Origin of the sequence: Metabacillus mesotrionivorans (assembly GCF_052171315.1) — a bacterium.
Taxonomy (GTDB): Bacteria; Bacillota; Bacilli; order Bacillales; family Bacillaceae; genus Bacillus_P.
This window is the reverse complement of the sequence record NZ_JBQMFF010000005.1, coordinates 261,331-275,531: the sequence shown is the minus strand read 5'-3', so window position 1 is coordinate 275,531 and position 14,201 is coordinate 261,331. Positions and strand designations below refer to the sequence as shown.

Genomic DNA, 14,201 nt, shown 5'->3' with positions numbered 1-14,201 from the left:
TTTTCCAGTAAACATTCTAACCAAATTAACCTACGATGTTACGAGTAAGGAGCTAGTTTCGTTCATGATAACTCGCTGCGCTTGCGGGGTCTCCAGTGCCCTCTTCATCCCTTAGAAAAGCGGAAGCGCCCGTTTTGCTCCGGCAGTCAGATAAGAAATCACCCGAAAAGTCCGGGTTTGACTTTTTGGGGGATTTTGTTCTGACAGAGGAGTTGGGCGCTGCAGCTGGACAAGGAGTCAAGTGCCTTCCGCTGCAATCCACTATCTGCTTATACTTTCTCCACACGTTAACAACATTTCTAAACGCCCTTTATGAAATATTAGCATTCAAAAAATCAAACGCCGCACCCGGGAAGATTCCGAGCAGGATGGTCGCAGCGACGCAGACGGCGGTAACGATGATAAGCGGCGCGCTCCATGTGAACGGCTCGTCGGTTTCTTTTTTCCGGGCGAAGACCTGTGTCAGGATGCCGAAGTAGTAAAAGTACGAGACGACGGTTGTGGCGATCATGATGCTTGCAAGGACGATTTGCGGCGTGCTGTTTGTGAATGCGTTCATGAAGATGGTGACTTTTCCAATAAAACCGGCTGTTCCGGGCAGTCCTGCGAGTGAGAGCAGGAAAACCGCGACGGCAATGCCTGCTGCCGGCGATCTGCGGTAAAGTCCGGCAAAGGCCGAGATGTCTTCTGATCCTGTTTTGCGGGAGACAGCCCCAACGATGGCAAAGATTCCGACGTTCATGATGACGTAGGCGAGCAGGTAGAACCAGATGGCATCAAAGTAGAAGTAGCCTCCAAACGCGACGAAGCCGACAAGGACGTACCCTGCATGGCCAATCGATGAGTAGGCGAGCATCCGCTTGATGTTTTTCTGCCTGAGGGCGACGGTGTTTCCGACGATCATGGTGACAGCGGCCAGGATAGCGATAAAACCCTGCAGTGACTGGAGAATCGACTGCATCCCGCCTTCGTCCGGAATGTTCCCGAAGACGGAAAGGCAGATTCTTAAGATGATGACGAAGCCTGCCGTTTTTGAGACGACGCTCAGGAAGGCCGTAACAGGTGTCGGTGCGCCTTCATAAACGTCAGGTGCCCACATATGGAAAGGCACGGTCGCAATTTTAAAGGATAAACCGACAAAGACGAGCAGAAATGAGATGGATGCTATGTAAACGTAGCCTGATTCCGTCAGTCCGTTCAGCTGGGGAATCATCTCAGACAGGCTTGTCGTTCCTGTCAGTCCGTAGATGTAGCTCATCCCAAACAGCGTAATCGCCGTTGAAATACCGCCGTTTATAACGTATTTCATGGCCGATTCGTTTGACTTTAAATCCCGCTTTCTGAGCCCGGCCAGTATATAGGAAGAAATAGACAAGAGTTCAAGTCCAGTAAACAGGGTAATCAAGTCCCTGCTTGAGGCCATCATCATCGCGCCTAGAAGGGCGGCAAGGAGCAGATAATAAAATTCTCCCCGCTCTTTCATGCCCTCGCGCGGTTCATAGTCGATGGCAAGCAGAAAAATCAGCGCCCCGCCAAGAAGCAGAATAAATTTGAACGCCTTTGCAAAGGAGTCGAGGACAAAGGTGTCATAAAGAATAACGGCATCCTCTGCTCCAATCATGAGCGCAAGGCTGACAATGGCGCCGGCAATCCCGGCAAATCCAAGCCATCCGAGCCACCTGCGGCTGATTCCCTCTTTCATGAAAAGGTCGGCAAGCGACAGGATGAGTGCGGTCCCGAGAATGATGAACTCAGGCATCATCGCGCCCCAGTTATAGCTGAGCAAGGTTTCCATATCCATGATTCATCACCCTCCTATCCCTTTCATGATCGTTTCAATCGTCAGCTGCAGCGGGACGGAAAGTCCATTTGGAAACACGCCGATCAGCACAATCAGCAGCAGCAGAATGGAAACCGGAATCGTTTCATGCCACTTCAAATCAAACATGAGACCGGGGCTCTTTTCCGCTCCAAAGGTGATCGTAAGCACCGCTCTCAGCAAATAAGCTGCGGTAAGAATGATCCCGATTGCCCCAATCGCACCAAGCTCCGGATGCTGATCAAAGACACCCATGAACGCGGTAAGCTCGCTGATGAAGCCAGACATCCCCGGCAATCCGAGTGACGCCATGGCCCCTGCGAGCAGAAAGCCCGCTGCAAGCGGCATTGATTTTGCAAGGCCTGAAAGCTTGCCGAGCTCCGTTGTCCCGGTCCGTTCCAATAGAACACCGACGAGGAAAAACAGCAGCGCTGAAATCAGTCCGTGCGAGACGACCTGAAAAATCGCCCCTTGAATGCCTGCTTCATTTAATGCGCCAAGTCCAATAAGCACAATGCCCATATGCGAAATACTCGAGTAAGCAAGAACCATTCTGAGTTCGTTCTGTATCAGAGCAAGGAATGCGCCGTACAGCAGGTTAACAAGTCCGAGCACAATGACGATTGTGCCAAGCTTTGAAAACTCGGCCGGAAACAGCCCCAGGCCGAATTTGATTAAACCGTAAGCCCCGATTTTAAGAAGAATGCCTGAATGCAGCATGACGATAGGCGGCGGCGCCTGAACGTGCACCCTGAGCATCCATGTGTGCAGCGGAAAAATCGGAAGCTTTACACCAAATGCAACGAGCAGGGCAATTAGAAGGCCTAGCCTGAAATCCTCTGACATCGGGCCGATCAGCTGAGCATCCGGCATCGTCATGAGCTGTGTGAGCAGCGGGAAATTTGTTGTTCCTGTTTTTGAAAAAAGAAGTATGATCACAATCAGCAGGATAGCAGATCCAAACCCGTTATATAGAAGGAACTGATAGGCTGCCTTTTCCCGTGCAGCGAAGCCCCACTTGCCGACGAGGAAAAACATCGGGATCAGCGTGATTTCAAAAAAGATGAAAAAGAGCACGAGATTCTGCGCCAGGAACACGCCAAGCATACCTGTTTCAAGAAGGAGAAGCAGCATGAAGTAGCCCTTCCAGTCCTTTTTGATCGAAACCGATGCCGCAGCAGCCAAAGCGGCAAGAACAGAAGTTAAAAGCACCATGACAAGCGAGAATCCGTCCAGGGCAAGCTCATAGTCGACCGTGAACACGCCGGGCTGCATCTCATGGTACTGGCCGAAAGTGATCCAGCGGACCTTTTCAGAAAAGCGCTCCAGCTCTTCCCCTGCAAGATACTGGGCAAAAACAATGCCTGACAGCAGAACGGCAGGAAGGGTGGCGAGGAACCCAACCACCTTCAGGGAGGATTCCTGATCGCGTTTCATAAATGAGAGTACGAGAATGCCGAGGACAGGCGAGAAAACAAGAGCTGTCAGCAAGATTGACGTCATTATAAGTTCCCTCCTGTCACAGCGTATAGAACGAGCAGCAGGGCAAGCCCGACGAATGCAACGGTTCCATACATCTGCACTTGGCCATTCTGCATTTTTGAACCGAGCGCACCTGCAGAGCGGACGATTCCGGCGACTCCTTTTACAGCACCTTCTACAAGGAATTTCTCCAGGTACTTGCAGAGCATGCTGACCGTGTTCGTCAGCCAAACTACAGTGACACTGTATAGCTCATCGATAAAGTATTTATTTTTCAAAACCGAGTGAATCATTGGCATGCGGGCTCTTGTTTTTTCAGGTGAAATGGAGCCATTCTTGTACATCAGATAAGCAAGCAAAATGCCGAGCAGCGAGACAGCTGTTGCAACGAACATGATCCAGACCGGACCTTCAATGTGTCCGTGGCCGAGCTGAGGCGCCCCTTCTGTCAGCCAGTCCCCGAGGAACGTTCCGAACCAAGGCGTATTGATGTAGCCTGAAAAAACAGCAAGCACTGCCAGCACACTCATCGGAATCAGCATGGCGGCAGGTGATTCATGAACAGAAGCAAGCTCGGTTTTCGGACGTCCCGTAAAGACGAGGAAGAAGAGCCTGAACATGTAAAAGGCAGTAAAGAAAGCAGCGATGACAGCGAGCCAGAACAGCGCAGGATTTCCGTGCTCCCAGGCGGCGATGAGAATTTCATCTTTACTGAAGAAGCCTGAAAAGAGCGGAACGCCGCTGATGGCAAGGGTGCCTATTAAAAACAGCGGGCCGGTGAATTTGAGTTTTTTCCAAAGACCGCCCATCTCGTCAATGTTCTGGGTATGAACTGCGTGGATGACGCTTCCGGCAGCAAGGAACAGCAGCGCTTTGAAAAAGGCGTGCGTCATCAGGTGAAAGACGCCGGCGACATAGCCTGCAGAACCAAGGGCAAGCATCATGTAGCCAAGTTGGCTCACAGTCGAGTAAGCAAGCACGCGTTTGATATCTTTTTGAACAAGCCCGATGCTTGCGGCAAAAATAGCAGTAAATGCACCAATCGTTGCGACAACCAGAAGCGCCGTTTCACTTGCGGCAAACAGCGGATACATGAGGGCAACAAGGTAGACACCCGCTGCAACCATCGTCGCGGCGTGGATGAGCGCGGAAACCGGCGTCGGCCCCTCCATCGCATCAGGCAGCCACGAATGGAGCGGGAACTGGCCGGATTTCCCGATTGCCCCGATGAAAATCAGGATGCTGGTCAAAGTGATCATATCGAGCGAAATCATACCATCTGCCACACTTGCAAAAATGCGGTCATATTCAAAGCTTCCAACCTGCCAGAACAGAAGAAGCATCCCGACAAACAGGCCGACATCCCCAATCCTTGTCATAATGAACGCTTTTTTCGCGGCAGCCTTCGCTTCTTCTTTGTAAAAGTAGAAGCCAATCAAAAGGAAGGATCCGACGCCGACAAGCTCCCAGAAAATGTAGAGCTGCAGCAGATTGGTCGTCATGACGAGCCCGAGCATGCTGAAGGTGAATAGGCCAAGATAGGCATAAAACACATGAAAGCGGGGATCTCCGTGCATGTATCCTTTGGAATAAATATGTACAGCTAAGCTGACGAGCGTGACGATCACAAGCATCAGCGCATTGAGCGGCGTAATTTCAAAGCCTGCCGTAAGCTCCATGCTGCCGATTGTGAGCCATACAGCTTCTGCTTTATAGGTATTTTGTGCGAACCGGTCTGCGAGCACCGCAAGAGCACCGGCGAATGAGAGGGTCATCAGGATGCCTCCCACGTAGACGCTTCCTTCTTTCAGACGTTTCCCGAACAGGAGCAGCACGAGAAAGGAGACAAGCGGAAACAGCGGGATGATCCAGGCGTATGGCATCATTGTATTCAATCCCCTTCTTGTTAGAGGTGTTAATGCTTCATAGATTCATAGTCATCAATATTGACAGATCTCCGGTTGCGGTATAGGGCAAACAAGATGGCAAGTCCAACGGCCGCCTCAGCTGCAGCAATCGTGATCGTAAACAGCGAGAACACCTGGCCGGTAATGGACGGAATCACTCCGTACTTGCTGAAAGCAACCAGATTGATATTGGTCGCATTCAGCATCAGCTCAATCGAGATCAAAACGATCACCGTGTTCCGCTTCGTCAGGGCCCCGTACAGTCCGATGCAAAAGAGGATCAGAGCGAGCACAAGAAAGGCCGATAATGGTATCGAGCTCATTTTTCGTCCTCCCCTTTTTCATCTTTTCTCGCCAGGATAATGGCTCCGATCAACGCCACAAGCAGGAGAACAGACGTCAGTTCAAACGGAATCACAAAGTGGGAATAAAGCGATATTCCGATTTGCTCCGTATTTTTCACATGCAGATCTGCCTGCTCTTCCCCGAGCTGCAAATCATAGATTCCGAGATACATCACGAGGGCAAACGCCGCAATCCCAAGAAACACGATGAGCTTTTTGCCGATGCCGGCAGACGGCTCATCCTCATCCTGGTGGCGCGTCAGCATGATCCCAAACAGCATGATGATCGTGATCGCACCCGAGTAAATCAGGATCTGGACCGCAGCCACAAATTCCGCAGAAAGGAGAACGTACAGACCTGCGATACTAACAAATGTGAACACAAGCGATACGACCATATGAACCACTTTCGTCACATTCAGCATGAGAATGCCGCCGCCGATGGCCACCATGGCGAGTGCGACAAAGGCAACAAACTCTCCGGTTATACTCACACCTTATTCTCCTCCCTGATGTTTTCATCATTTTCATCCAGCCACTCCAGATTCTTAAACAGCTGATCGCGGCTGTACTCGGCAAGCTCGAAATTGTTCGTCATCACAATCGCTTCTGTCGGACATACCTCCGTGCAAAGATCGCAGAGGATGCAAATTTCAAAATTAATATCGTATGTGTCGATGATCTTCCCTTTTTTCGCCGGATCCGGATGCTTCTTCCCAGTCAGCTCAATGCAGTCCGTCGGGCAAATATTGGCACACTGATTGCACACAATGCACTTCTCCGGATAAAACTTCTGAATGCCCCGGAACCGGTCAGGTAGCGCAAGCGCCTCATTCGGATAATCATACGTCACTTTCTTCTTCGTCAGGCTGTTCAGGGTATACGTCAAACCTTTTGCTAAACCTCGCATGTTATCACCCCTTGTTTGTGTTTTGCGTTATTCATCTGCTATTTAAAGAAAATCTCCTTCACAATGGCTGTGATAAAGATGTTCGCCAGTGCGACCGGCAGGAGCACTTTCCAGCCGAATTCCATGAGCTGGTCGGCGCGGATCCTCGGGAAGGTGACGCGGAACCAGATCAGGATGAAGATTACGACACTGAATTTCAGTCCGAACCAGATGGCGCCCGGGATGAAATCAAGGAAGGCTACAGGCTGCCACCCGCCGAGGAAGAGCACGGTCGTCAGCGATGCCATGGCGAAGAAGTAAACGTATTCCGAGAGCATGAAGAACGCCCAGCGGAAGCCGGAATATTCAACATGGTAGCCTGCGACAAGCTCTGATTCCGCTTCAGGCAAGTCAAACGGCGTACGGTTCAGCTCTGCGACAGATGCGATCAAAAAGATCAAAAAGCCAATCGGCTGGAGGAAAATAAACCAGACATTCTCCTGTGCATCGACAATTGTGTTCAAATTCAGACTTCCGGATAAAAGCACAACGCCGATGACTGACATGACAAGCGGGATTTCGTAGGAAATCATCTGGGCCGCGGCACGCATGCCCCCGAGCAGAGAGTACTTATTGTTCGATGCCCATCCGCCTGTGACAATGCCGATCGTCGTCAGCCCGGAAATGGCGATGTAAAATAGCAGACCCACTCCAAGATCCGCAAATTGAAAGGAATCTGTAAAAGGGATCGTTGATAGCACGATAAAGGCAGGGGCAAAGGCAATGACAGGTGCAAGAATGAAAAGCGGTTTATCTGCAAGCTTCGGAATCGTGTCCTCTTTTATCAGGAGCTTCAGGACATCAGCCACTGTCTGCAGCAGGCCCCACCTGCCGCCTACCTGATTCGGTCCGATCCTGCCCTGCATGAAGCCCATTACTTTTCGTTCAGCCAGGATGCCGTAGGTGACAAATCCAAGGACAACGAACAGGAAAGCTGTTGCGAGTCCGAAAAAAATAGCGAAATTGCCGAGGCCCGGGGACGATTGCAGCAGATCCTGCACCATCAGCCGTCCACCTCCCCTAGCACGATGTCAATGGCGCCGAGAATGGTAATGAGGTTCGCCATGTTTTCTCCCTGAAGCAGCTTTGGCAGGATTTGAAGATTGTAAAAAGACGGACGTCTGAATTTCAGGCGGTACGGCTCTTTTTTTCCATCACTTGCAATGTAGCAGCCAATCTCGCCGCGCGGGGATTCAATCCGTACATACGTCTCTCCCTTTGGAGCCTTAATGATTTTCGGCACCTTAGCCATAATCGGCCCGTCAGCAGGAAACTGTTCAACTGCCTGTTCCAATATCTTCAGGGACTCCTCGATCTCAGCCATCCGGCATTCGTAGCGGGCAAAAGCGTCGCCTTTTGTCCGGACCGGAACGTCAAAATCAAAGCGGTCATAGATGGAATACGGTTCGTCTTTGCGAAGGTCCCATTTCACGCCGGTGCAGCGGAGATTGGCGCCGCTTAGGGAATACTCAAGAGCCTCTTCTTTTGTATAAATGCCGACCCCTTTTACACGGTTCAGGAAAATTTCGTTACCTGACACGAGATCGTGATAGCCCTTGAGCTGCTCTCTCATGTACGGGATGAATTCGGCGACTTTCTCAATCCAGCCCTCCGGTGCATCCCACTTGACTCCGCCTACACGCATGTAGTTAAACGTAAGGCGTGCACCCGACAATTCCGTCAGCAGATTAATGATCATTTCCCGCTCGCGGAAAGCATATAAGAACGGGCTTACCGCACCGATATCAAGCAAATACGTGCCCCACCAGACTAGGTGACTCGCGACCCGGCCAAGCTCCATCGCAATGACGCGCAAATAGTCCGCGCGTTCCGGAACCTGAATACCCGCCATCGTCTCCACTGCATGGCAGATCACGTAGTTGTTGGTCATCGCGGACAGGTAATCCATGCGGTCTGTGTAAGGAATGATCTGCGTGTACTGCAGATTTTCCGCGATTTTTTCCGTGCCTCTATGTAAATAGCCAATCACCGGTGTAGCCTCTTTAATGATTTCTCCGTCAATTTTTATGACCAGCCTGAATACGCCGTGCGTACTCGGATGCTGCGGGCCGACATTCAGGAGCATTTCTTCTGTCCGGATCAAAAGCTACACCTCCACATCATAAGGTTCATAATCTTTTCTGAGCGGATGCCCGACCCAGTCATCCGGCATCATGATTCTGGTTAAATTCGGGTGGTCCGTAAAGCGGATGCCGAGCAAGTCGTAGGCTTCGCGCTCAGGCCAGTCCGCGCCTTTCCAAAGAGGCACAAGCGACTGGATTTCAGGCTGGTCACGGTCAAGCTTCACCTTCAGCACAACCGTGTGCCTGTGTGTATAGGAAAAGAGGTACACGTAAACTTCCATATGAGTCTGAAAGTCGGTGCCATGCAGTTCGGACACATAATCAAACTGTAAGTCTTCCTGTTCTTTCAGCAGCTTTGCTATCGTAAAATAGGATTCTTTTTTTGCAGTAAGGGTAGGTACATCTTTTGACAGTTTGTTGATGCCTGAGTCTTCCAGGACATCCCGGCCGAGATGCGTTTCAATGACATGGATGTATTTCTGCAGGATCGGTTCATTCGGTGAGGGTTCTTCTTGCTGCGGTTCTTCCTGGACCGCCATTTGCTTCGCTTTTGCAGCAGCGGCAGCCTTTGCCTTGGCAGCGGCAATCGCTTTTGCCTTTTCTTTCGCCAGGTCGTCTTCTGACATATTTTCACGGGATGCCTTTGCTTTGGCGGCGGCAGCGGCTTTTGCTTTGGCGGCTGCGACGGCTTTTTGCTTTGCTAATGCAAGGTCGTCTCCTGAGGGTTCGGATCCTCCCGCTTCTTTTGCTTTTTGCTTAGCGAGGGCGGCGGCTTTTGCCTTTGCTGCGGCGACTGCCTTTTGCTTCGCTAATGCAAGATCGTCTCCTGAGGATTCGCTTTCTCCCGCTTCTTTTGCTTTCTGCTTAGCCATTGCAGCGGCTTTTGCCTTTGCTGCGGCCACTGCTTTTTGCTTCACTAATGCCAGGTCGTCTCCTGCGGGTTCGGAAACTCCCGCTTGTTTCGCTTTCTGCTTAGCAAGTGCAGCGGCTTTTGCTTTCGCAGCTGCGACTGCTTTTTGCTTTGCTAATGAAAGGTCGTCCCCTGGGGTTTCGCTTCCACCAGCTTCTTTCGCATTCTGCTTAGCCAGTGCAGCGGCTTTTGCTTTTGCGGCTGCGACGGCTTTTTGCTTTGCTAATGCAAGGTCATCTCCTGGAGTATCGCTTTCTCCCGCTTCTTTTGCTTTCTGCTTAGCCATTGCAGCGGCTTTTGCCTTTGCTGCGGCAACAGCTTTTTGCTTCGCTAATGCGAGGTCGTCTCCTGTAGATTCGTTTTCTCCCGCTTCTTTCGCTTTTTGCTTAGCCAGCGCCGCGGCTTTTGCTTTGGCGGCTGCGGCTGCCTTTTGTTTGGCTAGAGATTCTTCGCTTGCGGGTGCGTTTCCGGCCTGCTTTTCGGCACGTTTTTTCAGGGCAGCTTCCTTTGCCTTTTGAGCGGCTTCTCTCTTTTGCTGCTGGAGGTCTTTTTCATCGCTCATGGATTATTTCACTCCCTGTTTTTGCCTCGTAACGGATTTTTTCTTTCAGCTTGTTGATTCCGTAGATGAGGGCGGCAGGATTGGGCGGACAGCCCGGGATATAGACGTCAACCGGCACAATCTGGTCGACCCCTTTTACAACGGCGTAGGATTTGATGTACGGTCCCCCTGCCGTTGCACAAGAACCCATCGCAATAACCCATTTCGGTTCAGGCATCTGGTCGTACAGACGCTTTAAGACCGGGGCCATTTTTTTCGTAACGGTCCCTGACACGATCATGACATCCGATTGCCGGGGCGATGTTCTGAAAAACGAGCCAAAACGGTCTAGGTCATAGTGTGATGAGCCGACACCCATCATTTCAATGGCGCAGCATGCAAGGCCGAATGTCAGCGGCCAGAGTGAATTGCTTCTCGCCCAGCCCTTTAAATCCTCAAGTGTCGTCAAAAAGACGCTGCGCTTGAGTTCTTCCATTTCATCCTGAGGGATATTCGTTAGCTTTAAGTCCATTTCAGCACCTTCTTCTTCCATGCGTAGACTAGCCCGATCACGAGCATGATGACAAAAATAAGCATTTCGATCAGGGCAAAAACCCCAAGCTTCTCATACGCGACCGCCCACGGATACAAAAACACCGTTTCTACGTCAAAAATGACAAACATCAGACCAAACATATAGTACCGGACATTAAATTGAACGCGTGAATCATGAAATGGATCAATCCCGCTCTCGTAAGTAGTGGCCTTTGCTTCACTCGGCTTGTGCGGCCTTAAAACCCGGCCGATTCCAAGTGCCACGACCGGAAGCAAAATACCAAGCAGCAGGAAAACAACAACAATTAAGTAGTTATTCAAATAGACGTTGAGTGATTCCATCCCTTTCCCCCGTTATGTGAAAGTTGGTAAAACTTTTCTAATATTCAAAATGTAACCGCTAACATTATAACACTGTTGCACAAAACGTGTCGATAAGGGATATTTCCACAAGAACATATCCAGTTTCATCCTCTTTTGTAGCATTACTGTAAGATGCTCTTTTATGGCCTTCAGGATGTTATACTAGCTCATGAATAAAAGACGCGAGGTGACAGAATGCCAGAATCATATCAGCATGACTTTGAAACGGATTACGGCAAGAATCTGCCTGTGTTTGAATCAGAAGAAGCGGCAAAAATCTATTTTTATGAACAGCGGAAAGAGAACTTGTCTCTTTTAGAAGATATATATGCAGAACTTGGCTTACCATTAACCTATTCTCCAAAAAGTTTGATTGAACTTGAAGAAGTCTACTTTGATTTTTTCAAAGAAAATAAATTCAGTGATTTTCAACTAACGGTTGCTGATCTTGAGGAATGCATGAGCATTTACTTTGGTGAGGTGGCAGTGATCCATCTTGAGCATGCTGCATGGGCTGTGAAGGAATACTCGTTCACAGAAAATGCGTATGTGTCAGGAATCCAGTGCGGGCGCACCGTCACTTACTTTTCAAATTTGTTTGAGAATCATTTTTTGTCTGCAAAGGATGCGTCTGAGCAGAAAATTTATGAGCTGTATCAAAAATATCAGCGAAAAAGCAAAAAGCTGGGACCAAACTGAGTGTTTGGTTCTTTTTTTGTGCGCCGGATTGTTAGAGGCGGTTTTTGGATTGTTAGCATGCTGATTTGGATTGTTAGAGAACCAATTTGGACCTTTTTTCAAAAAAAGGAGCAAATCCGGCCGGAATTACGAGTTCCGGCCGGATTCTTTTAAAATTCGACGGCCACTCTTCGCTTTTCTGAATTGGATTTAATCGCAGCTTCATTAACTGCTGTCAGGAACAGGGCATCCTCGTTCGTAATAAACGGCGCTGTCCCAGACAGAATCGCATCCGCCCATTGCTCCATAGGAATCGGCAATTCTTCAGGCAGATCCTCCACAATGCGGACGCCTTCTGCATTCCGAAGCTCGATTTTCCCGTCCTGAATCAGGAGACATCCTTCTGTTCCGTACAGTTCCAGGGAAAACGGACTGCCGAATGAAACGAATGATGTTTCGAGGACAGCTGTGGCACCGTTCTCATACGTGACAAGCACGGATGCCTGGTCCTCCACTTCCTTGCCGTACACATAATCAAAATGCGCGGAAACTTCTTTCGGTTTTCCTGCAAGCCGGTTCATTAAATAGATCGGATGGGCACCCAGGTCGATCAGCGCCCCGCCGCCGCATTGCTCGGCATTGTAAAAGTGTGCCGGCAGCCAGCCCTGCGGATTTTCTTCTGTCGGAACCGAGCCATTATGGGCAACGCGGCATCTCGCGTTTTTCACCTCTCCAAGCAGGCCTTCCTTTACCGCTTTCTCTGCATATAGGTAATAGTCTGTACTCAGCCTTGGCATAGAAACAACCAGGGAAACTTCAGCTTTCTCGACCGCCTTAAAAATTTCATTGCAGTCTGCTGCTGTCAGTGCCAGCACTTTTTCCGTAAATATGTGCTTTCCGTGATCTGCTGCCTTCACAATGACTTCCTTATGCATATTTGTCGGCGTGTCTACCACGACTCCCTGAATCTCAGGATTACCGAGCACCGCCTCGAGGCTCGCCTCAAACGGCACGCCAAGCTCATTTGCCCACTTCTCTCCGCGCTCTTTGTCTTCATCCCAGACCATCGCAATTTCTACTTTCGAACTGTTATGTATATCCCGTGCATAATCAACGGCATGCACGTGCCACTTGCTCAGCATCGCTGCTTTTATCATGTCTGTTCCCTCCTAAACGTTGTCCCTATACTATTTCCTTTTCGCACCGGTGATTTCCTTTTCTTTAATTGGATAAAATGAAAAGAAAAGCACACAAAAAGGTTTCCCGTCTGGATAAAAGAGGGAATATCCCTGTATGACTTCTAGGAGGAAAATGAATGAAACTTCATAATGGTTCCCTTTATTGGCCAAAAACGATCAGCAGCACACAAAAATATCCCGAACTCCGCGAATCCATTACATGCGATGTTCTCATTGTTGGCGGGGGGATGTCCGGCGCCTTGTGCGCCCACACTCTTTCAGCTTATAATCTGAAAACCGTGCTTGTTGAAAAAAGAATTGTCGGAAGCGGAAGTTCGTCTGCCAACACCGGGCTGCTTCAGTTTTCAAATGACAAAATGCTGCATGAATTTATAAAGGAAATCGGCAAGGATGAGGCCGTGCGTTTTTACAAGATGTGCTTAAAGGCTGTGGACGAGCTTGAAAAAACGGCTAAGAGCCTGTCTCAGCCGGTCGATTTCATCAGACGTAAAAGCTTGTATTATGCAAGTGATGAGAAGGATGTGTCAAAGCTTAAAAAAGAATTTAAGGCGCTTTCCAAGCATGGCTTTCCAGTCTCTTTTTTAGAAGAGGATGAGATTGAAGAACGGTTTGGATTCAAAAAGCCTGCGGCGCTTTTGACTGACGGCGATGCGGAGGTAAATCCGTACAAATTCATTCAGACACTCATGAAGGATGCTCATCAAAGAGGTGTGCATATATATGAAAACACACCTGTGGAAGAGGCTGAGCGCGACGGGGAATATGTGACCATGCAGACTTCTCATGGAACCATCCGGGCAAAGAATGTCATTTACTCAACTGGGTATGAAACCATTCCATTTGCCAAAAAGCTTGGTGCGGATGTAAACAGGACCTATGCGATTGCCACCACACCTGTTGCATCGTTGGAAAACTGGGAGGATCAAAGCTTAATTTGGGAGACGAAACGGCCCTACTTTTATATGAGGACAACGGTCGACGGAAGAATTGTTGCCGGCGGACTTGATGAAGACAAGATGGAAGCCCCGAGCAATGAAGACATCATCCGCGAGCGCGGCCAGCGTCTGCTGGATAAAATCAAAGAGCATTATCCTTCATATGACATGGAGGTCGACTCCGCCTGGGGAGCAAGCTTCGGTGAATCAGACGATGGCCTGCCCTTCATCGGACAGCATCCGAAAAAAGACAATATCTACTATTGCCTTGGGTTCGGCGGCAACGGCACCGTCTATTCGATGCTTGGAGCAGAAATCATTAAAGATCTGATTCTATATCAATCCCATCCGGATGCAGATATTGTCCGGCTGGACAGATAGGGAAAGCTGCGGCTTTTCCTTTTTTGTGTTTTTCTGCAGCAAAAAACCGGCACA

At 49.6% G+C, this 14,201-nt stretch carries 14 protein-coding genes; 2 read left to right on the top strand and 12 right to left on the bottom strand.

Features of this window, described 5'->3' with window-relative positions; translation table 11 throughout:
- Nucleotides 1-310 precede the first annotated feature (310 nt).
- From nuoN to ACTSEZ_RS15540, 11 genes are read right to left on the bottom strand one after another with little or no spacing between them, the layout of a single operon-like run.
- Nucleotides 311-1,801 carry an NADH-quinone oxidoreductase subunit NuoN gene (gene nuoN, locus ACTSEZ_RS15590; protein WP_369735133.1) on the bottom strand — a complete coding sequence of 497 codons (1,491 nt, stop codon included), beginning with the start codon at nucleotides 1,799-1,801 and terminating at the stop codon, nucleotides 311-313.
- A 6-nt stretch (nucleotides 1,802-1,807) separates the two neighbouring features.
- Nucleotides 1,808-3,322: an NADH-quinone oxidoreductase subunit M gene (locus ACTSEZ_RS15585; protein ID WP_369735132.1), complete on the bottom strand. Its 1,515-nt coding sequence runs from the start codon at nucleotides 3,320-3,322 to the stop codon at nucleotides 1,808-1,810.
- Nucleotides 3,322-5,187 (bottom strand): NADH-quinone oxidoreductase subunit L, encoded by a 1,866-nt coding sequence (gene nuoL, locus ACTSEZ_RS15580; protein ID WP_369735130.1) that lies wholly within the window; start codon nucleotides 5,185-5,187, stop codon nucleotides 3,322-3,324. Before nuoL ends, ACTSEZ_RS15585 begins: the two co-directional genes overlap by 1 nt.
- A gap of 29 nt (nucleotides 5,188-5,216) precedes the next feature.
- Complete coding sequence (gene nuoK / locus ACTSEZ_RS15575) at nucleotides 5,217-5,531, bottom strand: NADH-quinone oxidoreductase subunit NuoK (protein ID WP_369735129.1); 315 nt, start codon at nucleotides 5,529-5,531, stop codon at nucleotides 5,217-5,219.
- A complete protein-coding gene (locus tag ACTSEZ_RS15570; protein WP_029283404.1) occupies nucleotides 5,528-6,040 on the bottom strand; it encodes an NADH-quinone oxidoreductase subunit J in 513 nt (170 codons plus the stop codon). The genes nuoK and ACTSEZ_RS15570 overlap by 4 nt, the downstream gene beginning before the upstream one ends.
- 2 nt (nucleotides 6,041-6,042) lie before the next feature.
- Nucleotides 6,043-6,462 (bottom strand): NADH-quinone oxidoreductase subunit NuoI, encoded by a 420-nt coding sequence (gene nuoI / locus ACTSEZ_RS15565; RefSeq protein WP_369735127.1) that lies wholly within the window; start codon nucleotides 6,460-6,462, stop codon nucleotides 6,043-6,045.
- A 38-nt stretch (nucleotides 6,463-6,500) separates the two neighbouring features.
- On the bottom strand, nucleotides 6,501-7,505 hold the full coding sequence (gene nuoH / locus ACTSEZ_RS15560) for an NADH-quinone oxidoreductase subunit NuoH (protein ID WP_029566620.1): 1,005 nt from the start codon (nucleotides 7,503-7,505) through the stop codon (nucleotides 6,501-6,503).
- On the bottom strand, nucleotides 7,505-8,605 hold the full coding sequence (locus tag ACTSEZ_RS15555) for an NADH-quinone oxidoreductase subunit D (protein WP_369735126.1): 1,101 nt from the start codon (nucleotides 8,603-8,605) through the stop codon (nucleotides 7,505-7,507). The genes nuoH and ACTSEZ_RS15555 overlap by 1 nt, the downstream gene beginning before the upstream one ends.
- 3 nt (nucleotides 8,606-8,608) lie before the next feature.
- Nucleotides 8,609-10,057 carry an NADH-quinone oxidoreductase subunit C gene (locus ACTSEZ_RS15550; protein ID WP_369735125.1) on the bottom strand — a complete coding sequence of 483 codons (1,449 nt, stop codon included), beginning with the start codon at nucleotides 10,055-10,057 and terminating at the stop codon, nucleotides 8,609-8,611.
- Nucleotides 10,047-10,568: a NuoB/complex I 20 kDa subunit family protein gene (locus ACTSEZ_RS15545; protein ID WP_029283394.1), complete on the bottom strand. Its 522-nt coding sequence runs from the start codon at nucleotides 10,566-10,568 to the stop codon at nucleotides 10,047-10,049. Before ACTSEZ_RS15545 ends, ACTSEZ_RS15550 begins: the two co-directional genes overlap by 11 nt.
- A complete protein-coding gene (locus ACTSEZ_RS15540) occupies nucleotides 10,559-10,933 on the bottom strand; it encodes an NADH-quinone oxidoreductase subunit A (RefSeq protein ID WP_029566617.1) in 375 nt (124 codons plus the stop codon). Before ACTSEZ_RS15540 ends, ACTSEZ_RS15545 begins: the two co-directional genes overlap by 10 nt.
- 216 nt (nucleotides 10,934-11,149) lie before the next feature.
- Here ACTSEZ_RS15540 and ACTSEZ_RS15535 point away from each other — a divergent pair, with 216 nt between their 5' ends.
- The gene (locus ACTSEZ_RS15535) at nucleotides 11,150-11,653 is read left to right on the top strand and encodes a YwmA family protein (protein ID WP_369735123.1); all 504 of its coding nucleotides are present in this window, start codon (nucleotides 11,150-11,152) and stop codon (nucleotides 11,651-11,653) included.
- Nucleotides 11,654-11,802: 149 nt separating this feature from the next.
- Here the strand turns inward: ACTSEZ_RS15535 and ACTSEZ_RS15530 are convergent, their stop codons facing one another.
- Nucleotides 11,803-12,789 (bottom strand): Gfo/Idh/MocA family protein, encoded by a 987-nt coding sequence (locus ACTSEZ_RS15530; RefSeq protein ID WP_369735122.1) that lies wholly within the window; start codon nucleotides 12,787-12,789, stop codon nucleotides 11,803-11,805.
- 158 nt (nucleotides 12,790-12,947) lie between these two features.
- Here ACTSEZ_RS15530 and ACTSEZ_RS15525 point away from each other — a divergent pair, with 158 nt between their 5' ends.
- Nucleotides 12,948-14,147 (top strand): NAD(P)/FAD-dependent oxidoreductase, encoded by a 1,200-nt coding sequence (locus ACTSEZ_RS15525; protein WP_369735121.1) that lies wholly within the window; start codon nucleotides 12,948-12,950, stop codon nucleotides 14,145-14,147.
- The last annotated feature ends 54 nt before the right edge of the window (nucleotides 14,148-14,201 follow it).

What these genes read in the sequence shown, in the direction of transcription:
- nuoN (WP_369735133.1), bottom strand. Translation starts at nt 1,801, where the DNA reads ATGGATATGGAAACCTTGCTCAGCTATAACTGGGGCGCGATGATGCCT.
- ACTSEZ_RS15585 (WP_369735132.1), bottom strand. Translation starts at nt 3,322, where the DNA reads ATGACGTCAATCTTGCTGACAGCTCTTGTTTTCTCGCCTGTCCTCGGC.
- nuoL (WP_369735130.1), bottom strand. Translation starts at nt 5,187, where the DNA reads ATGATGCCATACGCCTGGATCATCCCGCTGTTTCCGCTTGTCTCCTTT.
- nuoK (WP_369735129.1), bottom strand. Translation starts at nt 5,531, where the DNA reads ATGAGCTCGATACCATTATCGGCCTTTCTTGTGCTCGCTCTGATCCTC.
- nuoI (WP_369735127.1), bottom strand. Translation starts at nt 6,462, where the DNA reads ATGCGAGGTTTAGCAAAAGGTTTGACGTATACCCTGAACAGCCTGACG.
- nuoH (WP_029566620.1), bottom strand. Translation starts at nt 7,505, where the DNA reads ATGGTGCAGGATCTGCTGCAATCGTCCCCGGGCCTCGGCAATTTCGCT.
- ACTSEZ_RS15550 (WP_369735125.1), bottom strand. Translation starts at nt 10,057, where the DNA reads ATGAGCGATGAAAAAGACCTCCAGCAGCAAAAGAGAGAAGCCGCTCAA.
- ACTSEZ_RS15545 (WP_029283394.1), bottom strand. Translation starts at nt 10,568, where the DNA reads ATGGACTTAAAGCTAACGAATATCCCTCAGGATGAAATGGAAGAACTC.
- ACTSEZ_RS15540 (WP_029566617.1), bottom strand. Translation starts at nt 10,933, where the DNA reads ATGGAATCACTCAACGTCTATTTGAATAACTACTTAATTGTTGTTGTT.
- ACTSEZ_RS15535 (WP_369735123.1), top strand. Translation starts at nt 11,150, where the DNA reads ATGCCAGAATCATATCAGCATGACTTTGAAACGGATTACGGCAAGAAT.
- ACTSEZ_RS15530 (WP_369735122.1), bottom strand. Translation starts at nt 12,789, where the DNA reads ATGATAAAAGCAGCGATGCTGAGCAAGTGGCACGTGCATGCCGTTGAT.
- ACTSEZ_RS15525 (WP_369735121.1), top strand. Translation starts at nt 12,948, where the DNA reads ATGAAACTTCATAATGGTTCCCTTTATTGGCCAAAAACGATCAGCAGC.